This is a genomic window from Pelagibacterium xiamenense (assembly GCF_021166475.1).
GTDB classification, from domain to species: Bacteria; Pseudomonadota; Alphaproteobacteria; order Rhizobiales; family Devosiaceae; genus Pelagibacterium; species Pelagibacterium xiamenense.
The window spans coordinates 866,184-892,615 of record NZ_JAJOYS010000001.1 but is presented as its reverse complement, the minus strand read 5'-3'; the positions used below and the strand labels follow the sequence as shown (position 1 = coordinate 892,615).

Sequence of the window (26,432 nt, the reverse complement as noted above, 5' to 3'; positions counted from 1 at the left end):
TCGTGGCGGCCGAAAGTCGAACGTTTACAATCGGTCCGACCCGAACATGACGGGAACACCATCCATCGGGTAACATATAGGCGCTGAAAGTGCTCAAAATCGAGCCATGAGGCGCTGTTTCCCTGGCACCGGCAGTCGCCCTCGGCATTGGCGTGCAATCGCCGCCGTGGCGCGTGCAAAGGCCCACGCGGACATCGAGGTGTTCTACTTGTTCTCCTGACCGGCACTTCTCCAAGTGCCATTCCAACGCGGCCGTACGCGCGGAAGTCCGCCTGCCGGATCGGTTCGTTGCAGATGCTAATCCCATTCGCCTGCCTCGTATCGCCGCCAAAGCTCACGGCGTACCCGTCGCCATTTTCCCTGCAAGTAGGTGTCCGACCTGTACCAACCTTCTTCTTCGTAACCACGCGCCCAATCCTCGGCGTCTGGGCCGTGCTTCTCGATCAGTGCATCCACAACCGCATCGATTTCGGGTTTCGGAATAAACAGGGGGCGAATGCGGAATTCCCACACGTGCCACACTGCAACCCCACCAACGAGCACAACGAGAACCGGAACAGCCGGATAGGATCGAATGAATTCGAGCATGCTTTCCATGGGACCACGATCTGTCGGTTTCTATGCCGCCATATTGTACATGGACCCGTGGTGTCTGTCAGGAACACTTTGTTCTTATGGATTCATTTTCAGATACCCTCAGAAGACGCGCGGCGGATTTGGGAATTTCCAACGCCGAAGTTGCTCGACGCGCGGGGCTTACAGAGCGTCGGTATGGCAACTACGTCAGCGGCAGACGTGAACCGGACCTCGCGACACTTGTCCGCATCGCGCGCGTTCTGGAAACAACGCCAAATGTGCTTTTGGGATTTGAGGAGATCGGAAGCAACGGTGGTGATGCGCTACGCGCCAAGATCAATTCCGCCGTGGCCGCGCTAGGCAATGACGACCGGGAGATCTTGGCGGCATGTGCGGAGGCGATCGTAAAATTGCGATCAGGTTGATCTAGGGTTTTCCCTGACACGCCCGTATTGGCTATCTTAATAGAAGGATCGTCTTGAAACCAAAGGAGACGATCAATGACTGACAAGACCCCTGAAATCGTCACGCTCAAGCAGCTCTGCGCCGAGTTGAAGGTTGACCCTCGTGACGCTCGCGAGCGCCTGCGCGCTGCCGCCCGCGATGCAAAGAAGAACCCCGAGCTGGCAAAGATGCACAAGCCCCGCACACCCTGGCAGTGGGCGAAAGGATCGGCCGCAGAGAAGGAGGCGCGGCAAGCCTTCAAGAACTAACGTCTTGTAGCTAGTACCATCGCTTACCCGCCCCTCGCCAAGATTTGCAGGGGCGGGCTTATTTGTCACACTCAAGGCTCTGTTAGGCGACCATCCGACTAATAATCGACCTCACATATGTATCGCGTTGATCTTCCATGAAGAGAACGTGCATGTCTTCCAGCTCTTGGATCGTCTTACCCCAGTTCAGCTTGCCGAACCGCGTTGGTGTGACGATGAAGCTGTTCAGGACGACGTTTTCACTGGCAAGCCTAGCCTGTATGTCCTTGATGACCTGATGGAACTCGATCTTCTTGTGGCCAGGCCCTTCATGCTGAAGGCCGTGAGGTTCAACAAAGGCCAGGTGTTGCCTTCCGTCTTTCACGAGCCACAACAAGAAATCGGGATAAAAATTCCCCGCCTCGAAGAAACCTACCCCTCGTCCTCGGCTCTCGTTACGGAGCAGGAACAACTCAATTCCTTCGGACGCTAACCTCGCTTGATCCCGTTCTATGTAGAGGCGCAGGTCATCGAGGAACTGGAATTCGCTATCATTCAGAGATACGGGCGCAATTTGAACCCTGCTCCCCTGAGCAGCATGAAGCACGGGCTCGTAGAGATGAGAACCGAAGAGGCAGCCCTTCAGGTCACCAGCTCGGAGAACCCCAGATTTCCGTGCGGCTATGTCATTGGTGAGGCTTTGAATATCGTTGATGAGAGCCGCTTCGCTTGCATCGACGATCAGTTGGTACTCGTCGGCTTCCGGTAGGCTTCCATCGCCAGCCTCAATCTCCCGGAGCTCGAGCCGTGGTTCGATGAACGCAGCCTTGCAATAGTTGTAATACTCTTCAGAGAATTTTTGCAGAAGCTCAGCTGCCATCTCCTGCCAAAGGGCGACATTAGAAAAATCGCCGAACCCCATCTTCCCCGACGGGACCACGACCTTGTACCAGGTTCGATCCGCAAGGAGCGCTTTGATCATTGGCCTGGAGATATTGAGGTTGTGCCAGGTGCGCTCACGTTTAAACTTTTCAAGCCGGAAGAACAGGTCATCATAATCCAGGAACGAGAGGTGGCCGTCATCGAAGACGGTTTCTTCCTTGCTCCCAAGTTTTGTGCCTTTCTTGGACTCCAGAGACTGAATGCGGGGGTACCAGTCTATGGCGACGCCTTTGTGTCGTATCTTGTCTGGTACAATCGTCAACGCAGGCACAGCGCCGTCTCTCTTGAAGTCATATTCCCGACCATCGTCCCGCTTCTTGCGTGGGCGCAGGACCTTGAGGCGCTGCCCGAAATCGTAGGTGACGGTCAGGGGGACTGTGAACACCTGCTTCTGATCGTTTCGCGGCAGCTCCTCTTCTTCAAGGAACTTTCGGAAGCGCTCCATGAAATCGGCCTCGATCCCAAAGACATTCAGCGTCTCGACGTACTGTATGAGCTCCGGTTGATGGGTGGGGGTGGCAAAGCCGCTGCGCTGGAGCGACCAGTCATACCCCTTGAGCCGGACGCCGCGACCGAAAAGCTGGATGATCTGCGAGCCCTCGCTCTTGCCGACATGCATAAGGCCGAGCGTGCTGACGCGCCAGCAATCCCAGCCTTCCACGAAGCGCTTGGAACCAATTAGCAGGTTCACGGGCGAGGTCGACAGGTTGATCTGACCGAACATGGTTTCGGCAAACTCGGATTCCAGGACCGCGACGTTGTCGAACTCCTGCCCAGCGATATGGGTCGCCAAGCCAGATGCATCGCCGACGTTGATGAGTCCGAAAGGCTTTTCGGCCTGGCCGACACGCAGCATGATCTCGTTCTCGTCGCCCTTGACCCGGGCGATCGACAACTCACCACCGGCCCGGTTCTGAAAGAGCTTTTCGAGAATGTCGCGAAACAGGTCGCCGGGCTTCCAGCCTTCCCGAAGCATGAGCTGCTGAAGGTAGACGAAACCCCCGGCGAAGATGTCGCCGCCGTTCTCGTCGAGCAGACCGGTCTCCTGAGCGTTGCCGGTAAGAATCCGCTCGATCTCAGCGGCCGACGTACCCTCGCTCTTCAGGAACTTCGCGATGAAGGCGAGAATTCTGCCGACGTCCGAGACCGTCTCGTCTATACTCACTGTAATTGCGCCGGTTTTCTTGTTTTTCTTGCGTTCAACCGCCTTGGTCACGCTGGAGCCGACGAAAACCCAGAGCGGTTTCTCGATGTTGTAGGGCGCATAAATGCCGTGCTTGTCCTCGTAAAGCTTCAGCTGCTGATAGAAGCTCAGAAGGCACGCAGTCAGGTAAGAGAACTCAAGCTGGGAGAAGGTCCGCGGAAGATTGAAGATGCGGTAGTCCTTGCCATAGCCGTCCTCGTAGAAATACCGGTACGAGTAGTCGAACAGGATCGTTTTCGCGTAGGACGCCTCGATTTCCGCGCGCTTTGCCGCTGAAACAGCCTCCTTCAGCGTCGCCGAATACTCGAAGACGAAACCCTTCTCGGACAGGCGGGCGCGGCTTCGGAACCAGCCGCGCTCTTCCTGGCTACCCATGCCGCGATGAGCTTCGTCAACGAGCAGCAGGTTCTGGTCGCCCAGATTGCGCGTCGCAATGACGTTCGGCCCGTCGGTGTCCCCGAGCTTGGTCACTTCGGTGAAGTCCACCTGGCGCAGCCCGTTCTTGCCCGACGACAACAGATCGCCACTGTCGGTCAGCAGGCGCGCCGCGACGATATTGCTGCCCTTCATCTCGCGCGCGTGCTGAAGGGAAAGCTGCTCATTGGGCGTGATGAGCACTGTCCGCGTCAGGTCGTGCTTGAGGGGCGATTTCGCCGCGTAGTGCCGGAACTGGAGGAAGTTCACGTGCATCAGCAGCGTCTTGCCCGATCCCGTCGCGTTCTGGAGGCAGAGCTTGTTCAGGTCTTCGAGCTCGTAGGGCGTGATGCCCGTTTCGTAGCCCTCACCAGTCCAGTAGGTGTTGAAGGCAACGACATAGTCGTTCAACGCTTCAAGCAGCCTTTCACGGTCGGCGAAGAAGCGGTCGAGATAAATCTCGGCGAACAGCAGAGAGAGCCACTGGTAATATTTCCAGACGATCGGCCGGTCGCGCTTCTCGTTGATCGCCAGCGTGTGGCTAACGATGTTGTGCTCGTAGCGCAGCAGGTCGGCCCGGGTGATCTGCGCGCCCTCCTGCAGGTGAACATCAAGCGTTTTGTAGAAGTGATGCAGGTTTTCGGGTGTCATGCCCTCCTGCGCATCCTTCACAGTCTTGGCCAACGGCTGCACCGGCCGCAGGGTGCGCTTACCGTCCTTGTGATCTTTCAGCGGATCGAAACCGAACAAGCTGACGATCCATTGGTTGAGCACCAACTTGTGGCCGAAGGGGAGTTGCTTTTGCTTTGTAGCCTTAGCCACCGGGCTTCTCCTTCACGAGCCTGTCCGCAAACAACCGGTTGCCAGCGTCCCGATAGGCCTCATAGGCACGAATAGAACGGTCAATCTTTTGAAAAAGTTCGTCTTTTATTGCCATGAAACGTCGATTGTGCTCATCACTCCATTCATCGAACTGATCCCAGTACATCGTGTAGACGTGCGCGTTCATGCGATGCGGGAAAAGTTTTTTTGGAAGGAAGTTGCATAACTCTCCGAGTGCTAGAAAGAGCTCCTCTTCAAGCGGCAGAAGCTTTCGGTGTAAGTATATTGGCCTGCTCTTCCGGATCGATGACATTGCCTCGTACCCATCATCTATCCCATCAACAGCCCTGCTCCCAATTAAGTTGAGCGGGGTCTCCTTGAAATAATGAAGATGCGCCGGGTCGACCGCCTCGATGACGGCTTGGTAACGGTCCCGATCTTGCTTGTAAGGCAACCGTGACTTCTGCCACCCATCAAATGCCGATTTTCCGAACCATCCGATTGCTCCAAGCACAGCCGCAGCAACCACTGCCCAGACTTCTGCCAGCACTTGAGAAAGAAGATCCAACAGCGGGTTGGCAGCATCCACGGTGCTCTTGCCCGCTTCTGCAATTGGCTGGTTAGATTGTTCCGGAACCTCCACCAACGCCTAGCCCTCCACGTCCCACATCGCCTGATGAAAGGCCTCCTCGATCAGGCGCACCTTCCAGGTCTCGTCGGCCTGGAGGAGACTGGGCAGGTTGTTGGAGCCGTTCACGTAGATCACGTCGAACTCGGTGTCCTGCGCAGAGAGGCGGTATTTCCGGAACCACTCGTCCAGCATCAGGTTGTCCTGCTCGAGATCGCCAGTGAGCTTGCGCCAGACGACCAGCACCTTCTCCCGGTCGTTGTGATCCCCAGGGGTGCGCAGGGTGTAGCCCTCGACCTTGCGGAAGCGCCAGGCGCCGTCGTCGGTCTCCTTCAGCGCCCCGTCGAGCATCAGTCTGGTGTTCGCGTCGTCCGGCAGCTCGGGATCGACCTCACGCTTGAAGGCGGCGTCATAACCGCGCCATCGGTCCAGATGCTCGACATGGAGGCCGATCAGCCAATTGAACGTCTCGACCAAATCGACGGTTCTATCGACACTGGCATCCGTGCCTGCCTGCTTCACTTTCAGTGTATAGCTTGTAGGGTCGGAAAAATCTTCGATGTTCAAGAGCGACGGGCTACCCTTGGTCTCAAAATCGAGCCAATAGCGCAGCATGTAGTCGCGGGAGAAATCGCTAGTTACCGAAGCAAGGCTTCCGTTCGGCCGGAGCGCCAGATTGTTAAGTGCATCTTCGTAGGACTCTACCCTCATATACTTGACAATTTGGCTTAGGCTGTCCTTGGACTTTGGTTTGCCACCTTGCCATTTCGATGCAAAGGCGGTCTTCTTTATTCTCGGAATAATAATGTTGTCTAAGTACGTATTCGCCTCCATCAAAATATACTTTCGAACACCACCATCTTCTCTGTTTGACTGAATTACAGCGCCCCCGGTGCTCCCTGAGCCTCCAAAAATATCAATGACGATATCTTCTTTTTCGGCCACCTGCCGAATGAAGCGCGACACAAATCCGGTATGCTTTGGCGCAAGGAATACTCCAGTTCTCCCAAAAAGCTGGGACGTCTCTTTCTCGCCATCTGAGTAATCAACAAAGATGCTTTTCGCCACGTTTGTTTCTACTTCATGAAGAAAACGTTTTTGCTGAGGGACTTTATTCTCATCCTCACCAAATGCGATGCGATGATCGGCCATAAGAGACTCTAGAGAGTTCCTGTCGGGATAGTCGGGATCGCGGAATTTTGTTCCTTTCCAGCCACGAGAGGGCATCGCACATGGCTTCCCCGTAACTGGGTGGTGCACCTCATAATAGCGGTAGTTGGGGTGCTCCGGATCCTTGGTGGTGGCAGATTGTTTTTGATCGGACTCCATTATGGTCCAATCGCTTTCGCGAAATACCCATATTGAAGCTTCGGCGTCCCGCGCTCGGGATTCCTCGACGTAGCGACCAGACGCGTCCCGGTACTCAGCGAATCTATATGGATACAACCCCTTCCATTCGTCGTTCCGCTTTTCTGTCTCCCAGTCCAGTCCTTCTGCCAAGATCTGCGCCTTATACTCCGCTTTCCGCTTGGCGTACAAATCCGACAGAGCGTTCTGGATTTCCGAAATCGAAGGATATTCGGGCTCAATTGACTTAATCAAATCCATTACGTCCGAGAATCCAGGCTTCGGCTCACGGAACATACGGACATCAGCCTCTGCGGCGGGCCGAGACTTCGAATAAACTTCTACATATTCGTGATTAGTCGAGAATCTGGGCGAGCGGCCATCGTTTGTGTTCTGTGACCAGATCAGCTCCTCAATCTTGTTTTCTTTCCCAAAGACACTATCCATGGCGCCTTCAAGCGAGTTTCGTTCATTCTTGTCGATGCTTACATAGACCGCCGACGCAGGCTGCAATGCCTTCTTAATTTCACCGAGCCTATCCTGCATCATCGATGCCCAAGATGAGTGTCGGTAATTGTTCTTATAGGGAATAGCGCTGACGTTTGTGTTGTAGGGCGGATCGAGGTACGCCAGCTTCACGCTTTCCGCATACTTCTTGGTTAGGAGCCTCATTCCATGAAAGTTGTCGCCATGGAGAAGAAGTCCGTTTGTGACTCCGTCAACATCGTCAATTTCAGAGATCAGACGGTCACGAAAATCCGTTGAGAAGAGCCCCGTGTCGACAGGCAATCTGTCATTGTGTCTTAGGAACTCTTCTGAAAGAGGGGATGAGTAGCCTTGGAACTCCTCAATCCCAAAGAGCTCTATCCACTGCTCGCGCTGTGCCTCGCTGGCCGCAATGTCTACATAGAACTCCTCGGGGATGCGGTCGAGCGTGATGCAGTACTGCGTATCGACGACGAACTTCTTCTTCAGCCAAAGCCGCTTCTGGAAGTCCTCCAGTTGGGCGACGAAATCGATCAGGTGCTGGGCGATGCGGCGCAGCACCTTGACCTTGGCCAAATAGGATTCCACGCGCGGCGCATCGGAGGATTCGATATCGTCCAGCCGCATGACCTCGTTCTTGATGTAGAAGTCCAGCTCGCGCCGTAGGAAACCGCCCAGATCCTTGTGGATGAAGTAGTCCATCGTGTTCCGGCCGGTGTACTGGGCCAGGTATTTCTCCAGCAGCGTCCGATCCTTCTCTGCCTCAGTCGGCGCCGGCGTCATCAGCGCGGTCACGTAGTCGCCCGCGCCCTCAAGCGTGGGCAGCTGCGCCTTCACCTTCTGGGCAGCCTCGGCAAGGCGCGACTTGCGCCACGTTCCCTCTTGGCCGACTTTTTCCGGGTCCGGGCGGTACTGGAACTGGATCACCAGCTCCGGCTCGCCGGTGTCGCCTGTCTCGATCTTCACCGGCTCCGGCTCGTGGATGATGAAATAGCGTTCGGTCTGCTCGGACGCCTTGACGTTGTTGTGCTCGCCCTCGGATGCCGAGACAATCCGGCAGTGGACCTTGAGGGGCTTCTGCTCGACCAGCGCGCCGTGATGCGCCTGGAATTCCTTCGCCTGGGTTGGATCGAAGGTGAAGTTGGTCAGGTACTCGGACGTCTTGATGTAGTACTGGTCGCGATTGGCCCAGTGCAGATAGACCTCACGCCCATCATAAGGGACAGCATAGGGTGCCGCCTTGCCGTCCGTCTCGCGCGCAAAATAGCGGCGGCTCATGAAATCGCCGCTGTCGTAGTAGCGCTCAAAGAAGCGGTAGAGGTGGTCGTAGACGTCGCCTTCGTTGCTGCCGCTGTCCTTGGCCGCATCCAAGGCCGCCTTGGCCTCTTTCACCTTCGGAGCGGCATCAGGATCGGGTGCGCCGAATTCCTCAGCCTGCTTGCGCGCGGCGGCGTAGGCCGCCTTCGCCTGCTCGACACGGGCACCGTCCGCCTCGCCGAAGGCATCGCGGATGATGCCCAGCAGGTCCTCCTCGAGAAACTTCGTCACCTGACCGGCCTTCGCATGCATGATGCGATAGAAGCCGAAATCCAGGTCAGGCTGATCGAGCTGGAACAGCTCCTTCAGCAGGCTGACCAGGCGTTCTCTTTGTTTCTCGACGTTCGGCATATGGTGGTATCCCCCGATTTTCGCAGCTCACGCGACTGTCCATCGGACGGTGAAGAGCTCTTGTTTGCTGATATCTTGTTTGAGGCGCGCTTCAAGGTCCGCGATCATCTGATCCCGTTCCTCGATAATTTCGTCTTCGACCTCAAAGATGCGTTGGCGCAGCCGACGCTTTGACTTCTCCAGCTCCTGTATCTGATTCTGGATGCGGTGCTGTTGCTCAGGTGACTCAGCCGTGCGCGCCTCGCGTTTAAGTTCCAGAACGCGAGCCTTAGCATCCTTCAGTTCCTTTTCGGCCGCGAAAACCTTGTCTTCTGCCCACTTTTCCAGCTTCTGGCTTTCATCGGCGAACCATCGGGCGTTCTGACGTTTCAACGCTTCAATCACGTCGCGCTCACGTTCAGCCAAAACGAGGTTTAGCCCAGCACTCCCGCTCCCGATGTCGCCCTCGGCTAAACGGGACGGCATATCGAATAAGCGCCGTATGATGTCGGGGTCGACGTCCTCTCCATCATCCGTCCTCGCAGCGAACAGAATATGGTCCTGTTCATCAAAGCCTGAAAAGCTAAGGCAGCGGACAGAAAGGAAGCCGGAGCGACCGACCAGGGGCTCGATGCTGACCGCCTTGGCAGGCCAACCGGAATAGTCGAATACGATAGTTGCGCCTTCGAGATCGCGGTTGCATGCCTTGGCGACAACATGCTGTGCCAGTGGGTGTCCCAAGCGGTATCTGTGCTCACTCAGGCCGTTCTTGGCGATACCGTAGCCACCGGTCGGGACGTCCACATCCTCCGGCGCTCGGGTTAGCGTGAAAGTAAGATGCTCGTTATCGAAGCGAGCATACTGGCGCAGCTCATGCTGAGTTAGCGCCCACAGCATGCGCTCGTATCGGCCAATATACTCCTTGCTCTTATCCAAATTAATCTTGAGACGATCGTGGACTTCGGCATCGAAGTTCTCGAGCAGCTTGCGCCGGGTATCCTCCATCGCCGCGTTGATGTTCTCGTCCATCTCGGCACGCAGTAGCTCAAATTCCGTTTCGATCTCCTCGGTCGAGCGGCAATTCTGATAGATTGAGACGATCCGCTTCTCGAAATCCACGCCAGACTCGATCGCTCCAAGCACTTCGTCCGACGCGCCGAACACGCCGGAGAATAGCTGGAACTTTTCCGCTAGCAGCTCATAGACGCGCTGGTCAGCGGCATTCTTCTTGTTGAGAAAATTGACGACGACAACGTCGTGGAGCTGCCCATACCGATGGCAGCGCCCGATGCGCTGCTCAATCCGTTGAGGATTCCATGGAAGGTCGTAGTTTACGACGATGGAGCAGAACTGCAGATTAATACCTTCGGCTGCAGCTTCTGTCGCGATCATGATCGACGCATTTTCACGGAAGTACTCGACTAGCGCGGCGCGAATGTCAGCGGTGCGGGAACCCGTAATGCGATCGGTTCCCTTGTGCTTCTCGAGCCACGCCCCATAGATGGCCTTAGACTGCGGGTCACTATTAGACCCGTTGAAGAGCACGAGCCTGTCGTTGTAGCCGTTCTCCGAAAGCAGCCTCACCAGATATTCCTGCGTCCGGCGAGACTCGGTGAAGATGATGGCCTTCTCGGCGGCACCAAGCTCTTGGGTCTTCGCAAATCCTGCGCGTAGGGCGCTTAATAGCGCCTGCCCTTTTGCATTTTCCGAGATTGAGACGGCAAGGTCACGGAACTCACGAAGATCGGCGATCTCCTGCTTGATGACGGCAACGTCTTCAGCGGTAAGAAGCTCCGGTTCACCTTCGCCGTCCGACCACTCATCGGCCGTCTCCTCATATTCTTCGTAGTCTTCCGACAACTCCTCTTCGAGCTTTTCCCGAAGGTTCTTGTCGTCCTTAAGCTGGCGCTCAAGCTTACGGGCGAGGGAATCGAGTGCACCAGCAATGGCGAAGGTTGAGGAAGCCAAGAGCTTACGCATAATCAACGTCATCAGCGTTCGTTGACTGGCTGGCAACGCCTGGAGGGTTGGTCGGCGGAGATACTCTGACACCATGTCGTACAATGCCTGCTCCGCGTCGCTCGGAACGAACTCCTCAGTGATCGGGATGCGATTGGTGTAGCGTATATATTCGAGTACCTGGCGGCGCAGGGTGCGATGACAAACGGGGGCCAGACGCCCTTTTAGCTCGTCGAATTGCCCATCTCCGGTAAGGCGTGAATACTGGGCTCGGAAGCTCTTCGCATCGCCGAATGTGTAGTCGTCGATCAGGCTGACAAGCCCGTAGAGCTCCATCAGGGAGTTTTGAAGTGGCGTCGCCGTCAGCAGAACTTTAGGAACGTTCGCCAATGCATCTTTCAGTGCACGACCGATCCGGTTGTCCGGTCGATAAACATTTCTGAGCCGATGGGCTTCATCGATGACGACCAAGTCCCACGGGATGGTCATCAACTCATCGGCATGGCGGGCGGCAAACTGAAAAGAACAAATGACCAGCTTCTTCTGCTCGAATGGGCGGCGCACACCATCCTTGGCCATTTTGTTATAGTTCTTGGCCTCGAGGATCATCGTTGGAAGGAAGAACTTTTCCTCAATCTCTTGTGACCACTGCTTGCGCAAGTTCGCGGGCGTGATGACGAGGATACGACGCTTACGCTCTGTCCACTTCTGTGCAAGAACCAACCCAGCTTCGATCGTTTTGCCGAGTCCGACCTCGTCCGCGAGGATTGCACCTTTGGCCAATGGCGATTTGAACGCAAACAGCGCCGCCTCAACCTGGTGCGGGTTCAAATCGACCTGGGCATCCAAAAGAGCACCAGCGAGCTTCTCCGAATCCGCCACAGAATGCCGCTTACTCAACTCATGCGCAAAAAGCTTCGCGTGAAATGCCGTTGTCAAAAAACTCTCCGCCCCTAGTAAGAATCAATCAAAGCCGATGGTTATACTAGGTGGACCTGACACTTAATGCACCAAGGCGAGCGTGGCAGCTGTGTGAATGGGGACCGGGATCAGAGGGAACATTGATCCATGGTCACCGAGCGTTTCGCGTTTCAACCACCAGGGACGGCGACACCTGCATCCGTGGGCTGACAGAAAACTATTGCCCAACCGCATATTTATGCAGGTCAGAAGGGTGCGAGCATTACCTTGTGAAAAGGCTCCACAACTTGTTGAGCAGTCTGAACGCTGTAGCGCTGGCGCGTCGCCACCATGTGGCCGGCTTGGCGTCTCTCACAACGTGCCGCGCGATCTGCGCATGCATAATGTTTGCCGCTTGGTCCCCCGTAAATGCGGGGAGCCATTGAACGCTGCCAGTGCTGATAATGTAGTGCGACTTGCAAGGCGCGTCGAAAACCCCAACCGAAGGTCGGATAGTTGCGTACCCACCTTCGTCCCAAACTTGGTGACTATCGGGGACCAGAAGCGTGACACGATGACCACAGCCGCAGGCACACAGCAACCCGGCCAGTTCATACTCCTCGGTGTGGTAGACGACGCCTTCTTGCATCTGCTTCGGGATACGGTCCACCAATTGATAACGATATCTCATGGCGTAACTTCCGACCTGTCTATTTCAAAGGAAGACGTTTCAAAGATGGTCGATGCCGCTTCATCCAGGCGGTCATAGATTCCAAAGTGCTGTTTAAACCTGACCACTGCCAGCGCTGCGTTCAGGCCGTTCAATTCGGCGATCTGGCCTTGCCGACGATATTCGCCACCTTGCGGATCGTCGCCAGGGAGGAAAACTGTTCGCGCCGTGGCCTCATAAGCCGCGCGATCAGCGCCAGTGACTCTGACCACGCCATTCAAGCCGACTGGCGCCCGGTTCAGCCCCATACCGCAATCCACAAAGGGAATATCATTCCTGCTGAGCCAATCGGCGATGAAAATGCGAGATGGACCATGATCAATCGCCAGGAACACGAAGTCAAAACCCTGGACCCGATCAATGTTTGCCTCTGTGACTCGCTCGGGGACGGCCGTGATGTTGGAATGCCAGTTTGCATAGTGCCTAAATAAGGCATCGACCTTGAGCATACCGATCGCTCCCGAAATGAACCCCGGAAAGCGGAAGATAGTATGCACGTGCACTTTATCGTCGTCGAACAAGGTAATCTCAGCGAGATGAGTGCGCGCAATAAAGTCGAGGATGTATGAGCCTGTCCCACCAAGCCCAACAATCGCGACCCTCTTGCCTTCGAGCAACCGCGACAAGTCGTTCATGTGGTACCTTGAGGACAACGTATCGGGGAAGCGCAGTGGCGTACCTTGCTCTGCGGCCTTCGCCTTAATGGCTCCCAGTGGCGTCGCGTCCGGAAACGCTGCCAATGCGGGACCAGTGATCGTGTCTAGATAGGTCTGCACTTTCTCTCCGAAAGTGGCGTATGGGCGTGCCCGCCCAGCTGCGTCGAGCAGCTTATAGGAGAACGAATAGTTTGTCTCAAAGCCCTCTCCGACCTTGATTTTGTTCGCCCCACCGCCAAGCCGCAGTTGGCGACCATTCTGGTCATGCGGGCGCCCCCCTCGGAACCAAGCCTGGTGATCCTTCGGTGGATCGAGAAGTCCTTCGGCGGACAAATCAACCGGACTTGCCCAGTCGCCATGTGCAAGTTCGCCCCTATCATTGAGATAGGGCAGGCCATAGATCAGGAAGTATCCCCCGATGAAATCAACCAGATAACCTTGCTCTTCTAGGTCCTGAACGAACGGATTACGACTCGCCAGTACCCGAAACTCTGAACCGCATTCCATCTTTCACCATTACCTCGTTACCAGGTGCGAGTGTCCCGCTCACATTGTTGGAATGACCACGAGAATACTTGATCAAGTATTCGGTGGACCCTGCCCCGCCGTCGGATAGGTAAAGGGCTACAACCTCGTCATACGAGATCTTCTCCTTGGGCACATCATGATCATCTTGGTTGACCGTGATGGTGACAGTTTTCTCGGGCTTTCCGGCCATGGTTGTTACCTCGTAGTAGTGTGGGGCTTCTCGATCTCAGCCCTTCGGTGGAAAAGGATCGTTGCCATAGCTCCACGCTTCGCGGAACCGGGCGTCGCGCCCCTGAATGCGAAGCTCAGAGCCCTGACTACGCGCAATCTCGCGGCCATGTTCGATGGCTTCGCGTTGCGTTTCGAAGGTCCGTGTGAGGCGTGCATTGCCTTCACCGCGAACGCCCCAATTTGTGCCGTTTCTTACGACATACTGGTTCTTCCCAGCCATTTGATTTCCCTTCACCAGACTGGTCGCCCGACGCGACCCATTGCGACTTTGACCTGCAATTGCTAGATTGCAATTTCCCGAACGATACCCGATTCGAGGATAATTGCAAGAACGCAATCGAGGAGCATATGTCGAATTTTTTTGATGCGGAAGGTTTCTATGCTGCGCTTGACGCTCATCGAAACGCAAAGGGCATCACATGGAAAAAGGTCGCTGAGAAAACCGGCGTCTCCCCCTCCACTCTAACGCGAATGGGTCAAGGGAAGAGGCCCGACGTTGATAGCCTTGCGGCGCTCGCCTCATGGTCAGGCATCGACGTGAAGAGTTTTTACCTTAGAGAAGGAGAGGCTCCCAGTAGGCCGGAGACGCTTGCGGAGATAACGGCGCTGCTACGGGCAGATCGCGAATTGGGCAAGGAGGGGTCAGCTATGATGGAACGAATGATCATCTCCCTTTATGAAGAGATGAGGAAGCGTCGTGACGAACAAGTTTAGACACGGCTTTAAGTCCGAGTCGGAGTTTTATGCCTCCGTCTTCCGCAAGGAACTGTCCTTAGCACCACATGCGCCGATGCATGCTAAAACGCTCGCCGAACATCTCGAAATACCTGTGAGGCCGCTTTCCACACATGATGGCGTCCCGGATGAAATAAAGACGTTCTGGCAAACTAATGGCGAGGATACCTTTTCAGGCGTGACCATAAACGACGGAACTTACAAAGAAATCGTCTACAACGACTTTCATCACCCAAGGCGACAAAACTCAGATATCGCCCATGAGCTCGCGCATATTGTGCTCGGCCACACTCTAACGGCACCTATCAAAGCCAACGGCGAACGTGACTATGATCGTGCTATAGAAGAGGAGGCAAAGTGGCTAGGGGCGACACTTTTGCTGCCTAAAAAAGCTTTGATTCACGTCATTCTCAACGGAATGCCAATTGAAGCCGTTCGAGATGAATACGGTGTAAGCGAGAGCTTGTACCGGTTTCGCGCACAAGTAACTGATGCCTTTCGAGCCGCAAAGAACACGCGAAGGAAGTATGGGACTGCCGCCGAATGAAGGATGCCGCTGCAGAAGACAAGCGATGTGCTTGGTTCCGAGTTAGTCCAACCTGCCCTAGCGCTTGCCACTGTTACCCAAAATGACACCCGGTGCGATATCACCCGCCCGAGCGTAACGGTTCCTGAAACTCAACTCGCTGATTCCATTAAAGAAAAATGGTGCCCAGGGGCGGAATCGAACCACCGACACGCGGATTTTCAATCCGCTGCTCTACCAACTGAGCTACCTGGGCATCCAAAGCGCCGTGTGAAAGCATCAGCGCGTGTTGGTCGGGCGGTTTATAGGGGCTTGGCAGGGGCCTGTCCAGCGGGCGCGATGAGAAAAATCGCGGCATTTTGAACTTTTCACAACACGTACGCGGACGGGCCGCGCTCCGCCTTCAGACCTTTATTCGTCGTCGTCCTCGAAGGTGGGTGTCTCGTCGTCTTCGAGCCCTTCGGTCAACGACTTGCCGGGAATGACATAGCTGCCTTTGAGCCATCGGCCGAGATCGAGATCGGCGCAGCGGGTCGAACAGAAGGGATGATAAGCCTGCACCGATGGCTTGCCGCAGATGGGGCAGGGTTTGGGATTGCGCAGCCGGGTTACATTGTCGGGCATGGATCAGGCTCCGGTTGCGACCGGGTTGAGCCAGCCGAACTGGACGGGGTAGCCTTCACCGGAGAGCAGCGTCACCGTTTCATAAAGGGGCAGGCCGACAACGGCGGAATAGGAACCGCCAAGCTTGAGCACGAAGGCTCCGGCGATCCCCTGGATGGCATAACCGCCGGCCTTGCCGTTCCATTCGCCCGACGCGAGATAGGCCTCGATATCCTTGTTCGAGAGCCGCTTGAACCGGATGCGCGTGTCGACGACGCGCTGGTGCGCGTGACCGCCCGGCGAGAGGACGCAAATGCCGGTGAAGACCCGGTGGGCCCGCCCCGAGAGCAGCTTGAGGCAGTCGGCAGCCTCGTCCATGGTTTCGGCCTTGGGCAGGATGCGGCGGCCGACGGCCACCACCGTGTCGGCGGCCAGAACGATGGCGCCGGCGGCCATCCCGGCCTGTTTGGCCTTTTTCTGCACCGCGACGGCCTTTGAGTGGGCGAGGCGCTGCGCCAGCCGGCGCGGGAGTTCGCCGCGCTCGGGGGTCTCGTCCACATGGGCGGGGATGAGGTGATCGGGCTCGATGCCGATCTGGTTGAGCAGGGCGAGCCGGCGCGGGGAGGCCGAGGCCAGAATGAGTTCGGGACGGGCTGCCCGCATGTCGCCTCCTTGCCTGCGCCTACTTGAAGCGGTAGGTGATGCGGCCCTTGGACAGGTCGTAAGGCGTCATCTCGACAAGAACCTTGTCGCCCGCCAGAACGCGGATGCGGTTCTTGCGCATGCGCCCGGCCGTATGGGCGATAATTTCGTGATCGTTCTCGAGCTTGACGCGAAAGGTTGCGTTGGGAAGCAATTCGACAACAACGCCCGGGAATTCGAGCACTTCTTCCTTTGCCATTGGGTCTCCTGACAATGGCGGTCGGCAAGCAGAAAACGCACGTGCTTGGCCGCGACCGCGATCCAACAAAAAATGCCGGGCACCGCGTATAGCGCGATGCCCGCAGCCTGGCTATTCCACCTGGCGGCGATTTGGCGCGCAAACTAAACGGAATTGCCCGCAAATAAAAGGGGTCAGACCTCCTGTCCCGCGCCTGCGAGAAATTGCGGGAGCGTCTTGAGCAGCCGCGCGTCCAGATCCTCGCGCAAATCGCGATAGGCAGCCAGAACCGTCGCGCGCTGACCCTCGACTTCCGAGGGGTCCGGAATGTCCCAGTGCAGCATCTCGCCAGCCTCCAACCCGCGTTCGAGGACGGCTTTTTTCGCATCCGGGGCGAGCGTCACGACCAGATCGAACCGGCTGGCCATGAGTTCGTCCATCGTATGGGGCGTGTGGACCGACATGTCGATGCCGATCTCCTCCATCACCTGATGGACGAAATGGTCTGCCTTGCCCGAACGCACACCCGCCGAGCGGGCGATCAGCCGGCCCGGGAAGTGCTTGCGCGCCAGCGCCGCCGCAATGGGCGAGCGTACCGAATTCATCGAGCAGACGAAAAGCACGGTAGGCAGCTCGCTGTCCCTCTCGGATACGCGGGCGGCGTAGGGTTGAATGGCGCAGATGAGCGTGAAGAGCCTCCGTGCCGTTTCGAGATCCATGACGAGCTTGTTATCGAGCCGTTCGATGAGAAGCTCCGCGGCCTGATTGTGCAGGCCGCGACGGCCCATATCCACCGCCTCGATCTGGAAGGTCGAGGCCGAACGGATCGCCTCGTAATAGCTCTCGCGGATACGGAAATAATCACGGATCAGCCCACGGAACGGGGTCAGCGAAAGGTAGTGCGCGGCGATGGGACTGAAATCCACAGGATCGCGCACATCGAGAACGACATGGTTGCCGATGATCGAAAGGTGCAGCGCATACGGCCCTTTGGCGGATACCCGGGCGGGGTAGAACTTGTTCGTATCAACGAGATCGTAAGTCGCAATGCGCCACTCGTGCACTTCGTCGGGATCGACCGAAGTGATGGTGTTGGGGTCGAGCGTGACCGTGACGATCCTGTCGGTCTTTGCATCGAACGCCCGCTTATCCATCGCGCCTTACCGGTTCAGCCTTATGGAGACGGAGCGGCCATGCGCCTCGAGTCTTTCGGTTTCGGCGAGGGTGACCGTTGCGTCGGCCAGGGCGCCGAGCGCTGTGGGCGTGCATCCCAGTACGGAGGTTCGCTTGACGAAGTCGAGCACGCCAAGTCCGGAAGCAAAACGCGCCGATCGGGCCGTCGGTAGCACGTGGTTGGAACCACCCACATAGTCGCCAATGGCTTCGGGGGTGTGGTGACCAAGAAAAATCGCTCCCGCGTTTCGGATTTTTGGCATCAGCGCCTGCGGGTCGTCGACAGCCAGTTCGACGTGTTCGGAGGCGACGCGGTTTGCCAGGTCCGCAGCCTCATCGAGGTCGCGCGCGACAATCACCGCGCCGAATTCTTCCCAGCCATCGCGAGCGTTGTCCGGCGCGCGTAGCGTGGCAACCTGACGGCCGACTTCCGCGACGACCGCGCCAGCGAGTTCGCGGCTGGTCGTCATCACGATGGACTGCGCTCCGGCGCCATGCTCGGCCTGTGCGAGAAGATCGGCGGCGACCCAGGCGGGGTTGGCGGTCTCATCGGCTATGACGAGCACTTCGGAGGGCCCCGCAATCATGTCGATGCCGACCGCGCCGAATACCTGCCGCTTTGCGGTGGCGACATAGGCATTGCCCGGTCCAACGATCTTGTAGACCGGTACAATCGTATCGGTGCCGAATGCCAATGCGGCGATCGCCTGAGCACCTCCGACCCGATAGATTTCATCGACGCCGGCAATTCTGGCCGCTGCAAGAATGGCCGGGTTGATCTCGCCGCCGGGCGCCGGCACGGTCATGGCCAGCCGCTCAACGCCCGCGACCTTCGCCGGCACCGCGTTCATCAGCACCGAAGAGGGATAAGACGCCAGCCCGCCGGGAACGTAGAGCCCCACCGCCTCGATCGGCGTCCAGCGCGTGCCCAGCGTCACGCCGATTTCGTCGGTATAGATATGATCGTGCGGCTTTTGCTTTTCGTGGTGCGCGGTGATCCGTCGGTGGGCGAATTCCAGCGCCTCGCGCACCTCCGGCGGCGTCGCGTCCCAGGCCGCTTCAATCTCGGTCTTGGAAACCCGCAGCGTCTCGGGCGTAAGGGAAAGCCTGTCGAATTTCTTCGTGAGCTCGATCAGCGCTGCATCGCCGCGTTCACGCACGTCCGCGACGATGGACGCGACAGTTTCGCCGACTTCCACCGAGGATTCGCGTTTGGAGCCGAGCAGGTCGGCAAAGGCGCGTTCGAAGCCGGGATCGGCCGTGTCGAGAAAAACGGTCATAGACCGGCGAATAGCCTCGCCTGCACGAATGGTCAATCGACTTCGTGCCGGGGTTGAGCCTTGGCGGCCCAGACGCCGCCCAGATCCTTGAGGCGTGCTTCGAGGCATTCGACGTCGAGCTTGACGGTCGCACCGCCGGCGAACGTCAGCAGCACCTGCCCTGCGGGCTCGTCGCCGGCGAGGAACCGCACGGCGAGCAGTTCGAGTACGCCATCCTTGGCCCGGATATCGAAACCCTCCGCATGGGCGTTGGTGACGTAATCGAAATGGAGCCCCGCGCGCTTGCGCTGGCCGCGGCCGCGGGAATCGCCGGCTTCCCAGGCGAAGCGATTCATCAGGAGCACGAAACGCCGGTCGGCCTTTGCGTAACCCATGTCGCCCACCCGCACCACGGCGTCCTGCAGGTGTGCGGAGAGCACATCGAGGTCTTCACTATCGAGAGCGAGCAGCTTGAGGTCGGTCATGGCATCCTTGGCATCAGACATTTGCACATCGGGCATGCCGCATATCTGGGGTATACGGCATGGGCCTGCAAGGCCACGCCTTCCTAGCGTGTCCTTGTGTCCGATGCGAGGGACAAATCGCCTGGTGCTTAACCGGTGACGCGCTCGATTTCAGCGCCGCAGCGGCTGAGCTTGTCTTCGAGACGCTCAAAGCCCCGGTCGAGGTGGTAGATGCGATTGACGACCGTTTCCCCCCGCGCGGCGAGGCCGGCAATGACGAGCGAGACGGAAGCCCGCAAATCCGTCGCCATCACCTGAGCCCCCTTCAGTTCGGGCACACCTCTAACCGTCGCGGTCTGCCCGTCGACATGGATATCGGCACCGAAACGGGCGAGTTCGGCCACGTGCATGAAGCGGTTTTCAAAGATCGTTTCCCGGATCGCGGAGGTACCGTTGGCGCGCGTCATCAGCGCCATGAACTGGGCCTGCAGATCGGTGGGGAAGCCGGGGAACGGCTGGGTTTCGACGTCGATCGCAGTAAGCCCGTTGCCATTGCGCCTGACGCGCAGCCCATCGTCTTCCTGGCTGATCGAGACGCCGACTTCGCCAAGCGAATCGAGCGCAGCCTGCAAGAGTTCGCTCCGCGCTCCGCGCAAAAGGACGTCGCCGCCGGTCATGGCCGTCGCCATGGCGTAGGTGCCGGTTTCAATACGGTCGGGCAGCACCTCATGGCTTGTGCCGTGCAGACGCTCGACGCCTTCGATCACCATCCGGTCCGTGCCAATGCCCGCAATCTTCGCGCCCATCGAAACAAGGCATTCGGCGAGGTTGGTCACCTCGGGCTCGCGCGCGGCGTTCTCGATCACCGTGGTGCCTTCCGCAAGCGAGGCAGCCATCATGAGCGTATGCGTCGCGCCAACGGACACCTTGGGCAGGACGACATGGCCGCCCTTGAGCCGCCCGGCCGGCGCCGTCGCGACCACATAACCGCCATCGATTTCGATATCCGCTCCGAGGGCACGCAGGCCGTCGAGATAGAAATCGACAGGACGGGTGCCGATCGCGCAACCGCCCGGCAGCGATACGCGTGCCCGGCCCTCGCGCGCCAATAGCGGGCCGATGACCCAGAAACTCGCACGCATTTTCGACACCAGCTCATAAGGCGCCGTCGTATCGACGATGTCCCCGGCGGTAATCGTTATCCGCTGGCCGCCCATTTCCCTGTCGCCGCGGCGCCGGCCGTGAACGGCGATGTCGACACCATGATTTTCGAGGATGCGTTCGAGCTGCTTGACGTCGGCAAGGCGCGGCACGTTCAAAAGCGAGACCGGCTCGTCGGTCAACAGCGCGGAGATCATCAGGGGCAAAGCGGCGTTCTTGGCGCCCGAGATTTCGATCTCGCCGTTCAGGGCGTTGCCGCCGACAATGCGAATCCGGTCCATGGTGGTACTCCTAGAATGCGCGCGCGGCGCGAATCAAAAAGAAAGCAGCAGGCGCCAGTGCAAACGCTCTGGTACCGCAGCGTATCGGCGGCTGCAAGAAACCGTCAGAGATCGGGGGAGGTCCTGCTATCGCGAAGTCTCGCTGGATTTTTGCCCGGCTTGCGCGTCATCGTCTTTCCCCAGCACTTTGTCGTCAGTCTCGTGTGTCGCGCGCGCCTTGGCCTGCGCTTTGCGGCGCCTGAGATTTTCACGAAGCTTTGCGGCCAATCTTTGATTGCGGTCAGGGTTCGTCATTTTGCGAAGAAACGGGGTTGTTCATTGCCCGGAGAATCGCAGTTTTTTGCCCTTGCGTCCATAAGGGGTCTGTGGCAGTAGAAGCGCGCATCGGCGCCGCCGCCTTGCGGGGCGCAATCATGCGCCGTTCCAAGCTGCTGTAGCTCAGGGGTAGAGCACTCCCTTGGTAAGGGAGAGGCCGAGAGTTCAAATCTCTCCAGCAGCACCATTTCCCCTTCGTCATTTCTAAACGATGCCACCTGGGTGAGCGTGTCGCCGCAAGGCAGCGGATCCGGGATCGGACCGCCGCGAGAGACGGGAATCATCCCGCCTCTCTTCTGGGGGAAAAACTATCCGAGGATGTCGATGGTCACATTGGCGACGCCGGCATTGACCATGCCGATTTCAGTTGCAGCCTGCTGGGACAGATCGATCACACGATTGCCGACATAAGGCCCGCGATCATTGATCCGCACGATAACGCTGCGGCCGTTGGTGTGATTGGTCACACGCACCTGGGTGCCGAAAGGCAGCGAGCGGTGCGCTGCGGTCAGCGCATACATATTGTACCGCTCGCCATTGGCGGTGAGACGACCATGGAACCGGCCGCCATACCACGACGCGACGCCATTTACGGTTTGGACAATCTGAGAAGGCTCGGCCGCGGATGCGGCAGGAGAGTAGAGAGGAAGTGCCCAAGCAAGGGTGATCGCCAAAATTGCGACCGTCTTTTTGATCTTCATGTGTTGCTAGCCTGATATTGTTGTGATGTGGCCAGCGTTCTACAAGAAGTTGTGACGACATTTGGAGCTCAACCCCAAAATCTATGGGCAAAAGGTCGCACCAGGTGAAATCGTTCATAAACCCAAGCGATACGCTTGTATTCAATGTTTACTAGAAGTCCGAATATTTTTAGACGGAAATGCATTCCCTCGGGACTGAGCCCCCGGGCGGACGTGGGTACTGTTCTTACAAGTCCAGCAAGATATTAACGCCTGATTGGGCCAAACGATGGGGGGCGCAAACCGCCGCGGCTGATCGGGCGCTACGCGCATTTTGTGGGGCCGTCGCCTTACGTCTGCCCACGCAGATAGGCGGGCCACCAACCGACACTCCAGCGGCACTACTCGCGCAGTCGTTTGAATTTACGACGAAAACTGAAAGCAGACTTCGCCGGTTTCGGATTTTTCGAGTTTTTCGGCATGACAGATCCCGGAAAGATACCCAGCATCCGGTCACGCGCAAATCAGCAAACGATCCGCACTCAGCGGACAACAGGCTGAACGCCGTTCCCGACATTCCAATTATTAATTGATGCATAGGAGATCTTATGCCCCTCAAGCAACTCACCGGCACATTCCTGACCCTCGCAGCAGTCGCGGCGCTTGCCGGTTGTTCGTCGACGACGGGCGGCACTGCCGATACGTCCGCCACCTCCACCGAGCCGTTCGCCATTGCCAGCGCCAAGGTGTCATCGATGACCAAGGCCAATCTGTGCCGGGATCTCGGCGGACAGGGACAGGCGCCTACGCTCACGATTTCGCATACTGCGACCGCTGGCGTACCCATTCGCGTCAGCCTGACGGACTACCTGAGCGATGGCAGCACTTATAATCATCGCAGCACACGCGTGCTTTCGGACGGCTCGGGAACGACCACCGTCAACTACGGCTTCCTGCCACCGTGCAACACGACCAATGGACGGCTCGACTCCGACTACCGGTTTACCGTGCAGGCGAACGGCGAAACCGAAACCGTCAGGTGGGGCCGTTTCGATTCCGCGTCGAACACAATCAGATAGGCGGACCTGGGGCCGGCGGAATGACGGCGGGACGCGCATTCGTCCCGCCGGCCTGTCCTCACTCGACGTGGATCGTGACCGGGTCGCCGTAGAGCGTAAACTCCACCAGCCCCGGCCGGGTGGCGGTAAAGACAACGCCCCGTGCCGGGGTCGGACCGCCGCAAGCGCGGCTATAGCGCCTGCCTTCGCCGCCATCCGACCAGGTGCCGATGTCGAGCACGGGCAGCCGGGACAGCGTGGTTTCCCAATCGGGCGCCCGTTCGCCGCAGTTGCTGCGCGCGCCGTGCACCACACTTGATTCACCGACCCGCAGCGATATCGAACGCCTGTATTCGACATCGATGGCACGGACACCGCTGGCGGATATGTAGTAGCCCGAGCTAAGCAGGAACCACACGCCGCCCACGACCAGCAGAACGACCAGCAGCGTCACGCCACTGAGCCAGCGCGTCGCGTACACGGCGTGTCTTATGGCGTGACTTTCATCGGCCGGCGTGACCGGTGTCGATGAAGGTGCCCCTTGCACCGGGCGGCGCGCCTCGGCGTAAAGGCGGTTCCAGCGCTCACGCAGGCCGTCCGCGCCATTGAGTTCGATCATCCTGGAAAGCGCCAGGAAATTCTTCCGGCTTGGAATGTGAACGCCGCGCCGCCAGTTGGCGAGGTTCTTGACCGCAGCATCGTAATTGGCCTGCCCGTTATTGGCCGTCACCTCGCAGAACATGCTGGCAAGGCGCGCATTGTCGAAATGCCCCTGCTCCGTGCATAGCGCATCAAAGAGTTCGTGCCATTGGGTATACTTGTCCCAATCAGGCTGTGACATGCAGTGCGCCCCCTGTTCGTCCCTCTGCATCTGTCGTTTACTAGCGTTATGCTCCCAAAATCTAAATCAAATTTTACGTGCCTCGCCAGGTTTGGCGCACCAGCGTTTGCCAACGCGATACTCTATCGCTTGCGCCGCATCGCATCAGATAGCGCCGCCCCGAAAGCCCCCTGCCCGCCGCTATCGCTGCGACCCTTGCCGCGCGGCTTTCCAGCCCTATCGGGTGCCGGCCTTCTGTCCGGTCCCGGCGCGGCGTCCTTGCGCATTGAAAGCCCGATCCGCTTCCGTTTCACGTCGACCTCCACCACGCGGACCTTCACCACATCGCCGGTCTTGACGACCTCGTGGGCATCCTTGACGAACCTGTCGGCGAGTTGGGAGACGTGGACGAGGCCGTCCTGATGCACGCCGATATCGACGAAGGCTCCGAAGGCGGCGACGTTTGTGACCGTGCCCTCGAGCATCATGCCCGGCTTCAGATCCGAGATCTCCTCAATGCCATCGGCGAACTGCGCGGTCCTGAATTCCGGGCGCGGGTCGCGCCCGGGCTTTTCGAGTTCGGTGAGAATGTCTCGCACGGTCGGCAGGCCGAAATGTTCGTCCACGAACTGCCGGGGGTCGAGCGCCTTGAGAGCCTTGCTGTCGCCCATCAACGTGCGGATGTCCCGCCCGCACGCGGCGACGATCCTGCGCGCCACGCCGTAGGCCTCCGGGTGCACGGAGGACGCATCGAGCGGCTCGGCGCCGTCGCGGATGCGCAGAAAACCGGCGGCCTGCTCGAAGGCCTTGGGGCCAAGCCTTGGCACGGCCTTGAGGTCACTGCGGGCGGCGAATGCGCCATTGGCATTCCGGTGCGCGACAACGGCTTCGGCGAGCGATGCGCCGAGGCCTGAAACCCGTGCAAGGAGCGCGGCCGAAGCGGTGTTCAAATCGACGCCCACCGCGTTCACCGCATCCTCGACCACCGCATCGAGCGACTTGGCGAGCCTGTGCTGGTCGACGTCGTGCTGGTACTGCCCCACACCGATCGACTTGGGGTCGATCTTCACCAATTCCGCCAGAGGGTCCTGTAGCCGCCGCGCGATCGAAACGGCACCGCGCAGCGACACGTCGAGATCGGGCAGTTCGTTGGACGCGGCTTCAGACGCTGAATAGACCGAAGCTCCCGCTTCGCTCACCACCACCTTCATCGGCTTGGGCGCGGGAATTCGTGCCAGCATATCCGTTACCAACCGTTCGGTTTCCCGGCTGGCCGTTCCGTTGCCGATGGCGATGAGCTCGATCTTGTGGCGGGCGATAAGCGCCATTAGCGCCGCCTGACTGCCCTGCATATCGTTCCGGGGCGCAAAGGGATAAACGGTCGTCGTCTCGAGCACCTTGCCCGTCGCGTCGACCACCGCGACCTTCACGCCAGTGCGGATGCCGGGATCGAGACCCAGCGTCGCGCGGCTGCCCGCTGGCGCGGCAAGGAGCAAATCCTTGAGATTGCGCGCAAAAACGGCAATCGCTTCCTCCTCTGCCCGCTCCCGAAGGCGGGTCATCAGATCGACCGAGAGGTGCAGCCAGAGATTTACCCGCCAGCTCCAGCGCGCCACCTCCATCAGCCACTGGTCGGCCGGCCCGCCGCCGGCATCGATCCCGAAATGGCGCGCCACCATCAGTTCGGCGGGCTTGAACCGCCCCTCGGCGTCCGCGTCCAGTTCCAGATCGACGGCCAGGACCTCCTCGTTGCGCCCGCGCAGCATGGCGAGCGCGCGGTGGCTGGGCACTTTGCTCCAGGGTTCGGCATGATCGAAATAGTCGGAGAACTTGGCGCCGGCGTCCTCCTTGCCTTCGACGACGCGTGAGCGTAGCAGCGCCTTCTGTTCCATATAGGTCCGGAGCGCACCGATCAGGTGCGCATCCTCGGCGAACCGCTCCGCAAGGATATCGCGTGCACCGTCGAGCGCGGCTTTCGCATCAGGCACTTCGTCGGTCACGTAGCTTCCGGCGACTTCCAGCGGTACGAGACTGCGATCGTCGAACACCGCATCGGCCAGAGGCTCGAGCCCGCGCTCGCGCGCGATCTCAGCCTTGGTGCGCCGCTTGGGCTTATAGGGCAGATAGATATCCTCAAGTTCCGCCTTCGTCGTCACGCGGGCGATTTCGGCGGCCAGCGCGCCGGTCAGTTTGCCCTGGGAATCGATCGACTGCAGGATGGCGGCGCGGCGCGCCTCGAGTTCGCGCAGATAGGTCAGCCGGTCCCCGAGCGTGCGCAGTTGCGCATCGTCCAGGCCGCCGGTGACCTCCTTGCGGTAGCGGGCAATGAAAGGCACCGTGGCGCCTTCGTCGAGCAACCTGACCGCCGCGGTAACCTGTTCGGGCCGCGCGGCAATGTCTTTTGCGATTGTCGCGGCGATGGCTGTCTCGTTTGCGCTCATGGGACCCTCTTGATCGATAAGGAGCCGGACAATATGCGGGCTCCACGCGGCCCGCCAAGCCTTTGCGGCCCACCATCCACAGGACGGGGTGTTGCATCATGGCAACGTACCGGGTGGCCCGCGTACAATCACTACACCGTGACCCAATTCTGCCCCGATCTCGCCCTGTTTGCCCTGCTAAGCGCAAAGGCATGTCACGTTTCCTACCGATCCTTCTTCTGGCCGCGGGCTTTTTGCTGGTTTTTGGCGCCCTGGCATCCGCCAGCACGCCAGC

24 protein-coding genes and 2 tRNA genes are annotated in these 26,432 nt (G+C 58.6%); 6 read left to right on the top strand and 20 right to left on the bottom strand.

Going from position 1 to position 26,432, the window contains the following annotated elements:
• Positions 1–297: 297 nt before the first annotated feature.
• Positions 298–588, bottom strand: coding sequence for a hypothetical protein (locus tag LSG43_RS04365; protein WP_231801584.1), 291 nt, complete (start codon positions 586–588; stop codon positions 298–300).
• 86 nt (positions 589–674) lie between these two features.
• Here LSG43_RS04365 and LSG43_RS04360 point away from each other — a divergent pair, with 86 nt between their 5' ends.
• Positions 675–1,001 (top strand): helix-turn-helix domain-containing protein, encoded by a 327-nt coding sequence (locus LSG43_RS04360; protein WP_231801583.1) that lies wholly within the window; start codon positions 675–677, stop codon positions 999–1,001.
• 75 nt (positions 1,002–1,076) lie between these two features.
• A complete protein-coding gene (locus tag LSG43_RS04355) occupies positions 1,077–1,289 on the top strand; it encodes a hypothetical protein (RefSeq protein WP_231801582.1) in 213 nt (70 codons plus the stop codon).
• Between the two features lie 82 nt (positions 1,290–1,371).
• On the opposite strand, the gene LSG43_RS04350 is transcribed toward LSG43_RS04355, so the two are convergent.
• The 8 genes from LSG43_RS04350 to LSG43_RS04320 form a co-directional block, all read right to left on the bottom strand.
• Positions 1,372–4,650, bottom strand: coding sequence for a DEAD/DEAH box helicase family protein (locus LSG43_RS04350; protein WP_231801581.1), 3,279 nt, complete (start codon positions 4,648–4,650; stop codon positions 1,372–1,374).
• Complete coding sequence (locus tag LSG43_RS04345; RefSeq protein ID WP_231801580.1) at positions 4,643–5,296, bottom strand: hypothetical protein; 654 nt, start codon at positions 5,294–5,296, stop codon at positions 4,643–4,645. The genes LSG43_RS04350 and LSG43_RS04345 overlap by 8 nt, the downstream gene beginning before the upstream one ends.
• 3 nt (positions 5,297–5,299) lie before the next feature.
• On the bottom strand, positions 5,300–8,779 hold the full coding sequence (locus LSG43_RS04340) for a site-specific DNA-methyltransferase (RefSeq protein ID WP_231801578.1): 3,480 nt from the start codon (positions 8,777–8,779) through the stop codon (positions 5,300–5,302).
• Positions 8,780–8,806: 27 nt separating this feature from the next.
• Entirely contained in the window at positions 8,807–11,656 is a 2,850-nt protein-coding gene (locus LSG43_RS04335; protein WP_231801577.1) for an SNF2-related protein, read from the bottom strand.
• A 244-nt stretch (positions 11,657–11,900) separates the two neighbouring features.
• Positions 11,901–12,308 carry a ubiquitination-like system serine protease family protein gene (locus tag LSG43_RS16580; RefSeq protein ID WP_500797058.1) on the bottom strand — a complete coding sequence of 136 codons (408 nt, stop codon included), beginning with the start codon at positions 12,306–12,308 and terminating at the stop codon, positions 11,901–11,903.
• On the bottom strand, positions 12,305–13,510 hold the full coding sequence (locus LSG43_RS04330) for a ThiF family adenylyltransferase (protein WP_231801576.1): 1,206 nt from the start codon (positions 13,508–13,510) through the stop codon (positions 12,305–12,307). The genes LSG43_RS16580 and LSG43_RS04330 overlap by 4 nt, the downstream gene beginning before the upstream one ends.
• Positions 13,470–13,721, bottom strand: a complete 252-nt coding sequence (locus LSG43_RS04325) for a multiubiquitin domain-containing protein (RefSeq protein ID WP_231801575.1) — start codon at positions 13,719–13,721, stop codon at positions 13,470–13,472. The genes LSG43_RS04330 and LSG43_RS04325 overlap by 41 nt, the downstream gene beginning before the upstream one ends.
• 36 nt (positions 13,722–13,757) lie before the next feature.
• Positions 13,758–13,982 (bottom strand): DUF2188 domain-containing protein, encoded by a 225-nt coding sequence (locus tag LSG43_RS04320; protein WP_231801574.1) that lies wholly within the window; start codon positions 13,980–13,982, stop codon positions 13,758–13,760.
• Positions 13,983–14,110: 128 nt separating this feature from the next.
• Between LSG43_RS04320 and LSG43_RS04315 the strand changes: the two genes are divergently transcribed.
• Both LSG43_RS04315 and LSG43_RS04310 read left to right on the top strand, forming a co-directional pair.
• Positions 14,111–14,476, top strand: a complete 366-nt coding sequence (locus LSG43_RS04315; RefSeq protein WP_231801573.1) for a helix-turn-helix domain-containing protein — start codon at positions 14,111–14,113, stop codon at positions 14,474–14,476.
• A complete protein-coding gene (locus LSG43_RS04310) occupies positions 14,460–15,044 on the top strand; it encodes an ImmA/IrrE family metallo-endopeptidase (RefSeq protein WP_231801572.1) in 585 nt (194 codons plus the stop codon). The genes LSG43_RS04315 and LSG43_RS04310 overlap by 17 nt, the downstream gene beginning before the upstream one ends.
• Before the next feature lie 159 nt (positions 15,045–15,203).
• Here LSG43_RS04310 and LSG43_RS04305 read toward each other — a convergent pair.
• The 8 genes from LSG43_RS04305 to murA form a co-directional block, all read right to left on the bottom strand.
• Positions 15,204–15,279 (bottom strand) — tRNA-Phe (locus LSG43_RS04305).
• Positions 15,280–15,434: 155 nt separating this feature from the next.
• A complete protein-coding gene (gene yacG, locus LSG43_RS04300; RefSeq protein ID WP_231801571.1) occupies positions 15,435–15,647 on the bottom strand; it encodes a DNA gyrase inhibitor YacG in 213 nt (70 codons plus the stop codon).
• 3 nt (positions 15,648–15,650) lie between these two features.
• Positions 15,651–16,289, bottom strand: a complete 639-nt coding sequence (locus LSG43_RS04295; RefSeq protein WP_231801570.1) for a Maf-like protein — start codon at positions 16,287–16,289, stop codon at positions 15,651–15,653.
• A gap of 19 nt (positions 16,290–16,308) precedes the next feature.
• A complete protein-coding gene (gene infA, locus LSG43_RS04290) occupies positions 16,309–16,527 on the bottom strand; it encodes a translation initiation factor IF-1 (protein WP_231801568.1) in 219 nt (72 codons plus the stop codon).
• Between the two features lie 173 nt (positions 16,528–16,700).
• Complete coding sequence (locus LSG43_RS16675) at positions 16,701–17,660, bottom strand: UPF0262 family protein (RefSeq protein ID WP_439651996.1); 960 nt, start codon at positions 17,658–17,660, stop codon at positions 16,701–16,703.
• 6 nt (positions 17,661–17,666) lie between these two features.
• The gene (gene hisD / locus LSG43_RS04275) at positions 17,667–18,959 is read right to left on the bottom strand and encodes a histidinol dehydrogenase (RefSeq protein ID WP_231801566.1); all 1,293 of its coding nucleotides are present in this window, start codon (positions 18,957–18,959) and stop codon (positions 17,667–17,669) included.
• 32 nt (positions 18,960–18,991) lie between these two features.
• Positions 18,992–19,444 (bottom strand): DUF2948 family protein, encoded by a 453-nt coding sequence (locus tag LSG43_RS04270; RefSeq protein WP_231801564.1) that lies wholly within the window; start codon positions 19,442–19,444, stop codon positions 18,992–18,994.
• Between the two features lie 107 nt (positions 19,445–19,551).
• Positions 19,552–20,844 carry a UDP-N-acetylglucosamine 1-carboxyvinyltransferase gene (gene murA / locus LSG43_RS04265; RefSeq protein ID WP_231801562.1) on the bottom strand — a complete coding sequence of 431 codons (1,293 nt, stop codon included), beginning with the start codon at positions 20,842–20,844 and terminating at the stop codon, positions 19,552–19,554.
• Between the two features lie 427 nt (positions 20,845–21,271).
• Between murA and LSG43_RS04260 the strand changes: the two genes are divergently transcribed.
• Positions 21,272–21,346, top strand: a tRNA-Thr gene (locus LSG43_RS04260).
• 121 nt (positions 21,347–21,467) lie between these two features.
• Here LSG43_RS04260 and LSG43_RS04255 read toward each other — a convergent pair.
• Entirely contained in the window at positions 21,468–21,860 is a 393-nt protein-coding gene (locus tag LSG43_RS04255; RefSeq protein WP_231801560.1) for a septal ring lytic transglycosylase RlpA family protein, read from the bottom strand.
• Between the two features lie 587 nt (positions 21,861–22,447).
• On the opposite strand from LSG43_RS04255, the gene LSG43_RS04250 reads away from it, so the two are divergent.
• On the top strand, positions 22,448–22,918 hold the full coding sequence (locus LSG43_RS04250) for a hypothetical protein (RefSeq protein ID WP_231801558.1): 471 nt from the start codon (positions 22,448–22,450) through the stop codon (positions 22,916–22,918).
• Positions 22,919–22,976: 58 nt separating this feature from the next.
• On the opposite strand, the gene LSG43_RS04245 is transcribed toward LSG43_RS04250, so the two are convergent.
• On the bottom strand, positions 22,977–23,738 hold the full coding sequence (locus tag LSG43_RS04245; protein ID WP_231801556.1) for a hypothetical protein: 762 nt from the start codon (positions 23,736–23,738) through the stop codon (positions 22,977–22,979).
• 122 nt (positions 23,739–23,860) lie between these two features.
• Positions 23,861–26,158 (bottom strand): Tex family protein, encoded by a 2,298-nt coding sequence (locus LSG43_RS04240; RefSeq protein WP_231801554.1) that lies wholly within the window; start codon positions 26,156–26,158, stop codon positions 23,861–23,863.
• Between the last annotated feature and the right edge of the window lie 274 nt (positions 26,159–26,432).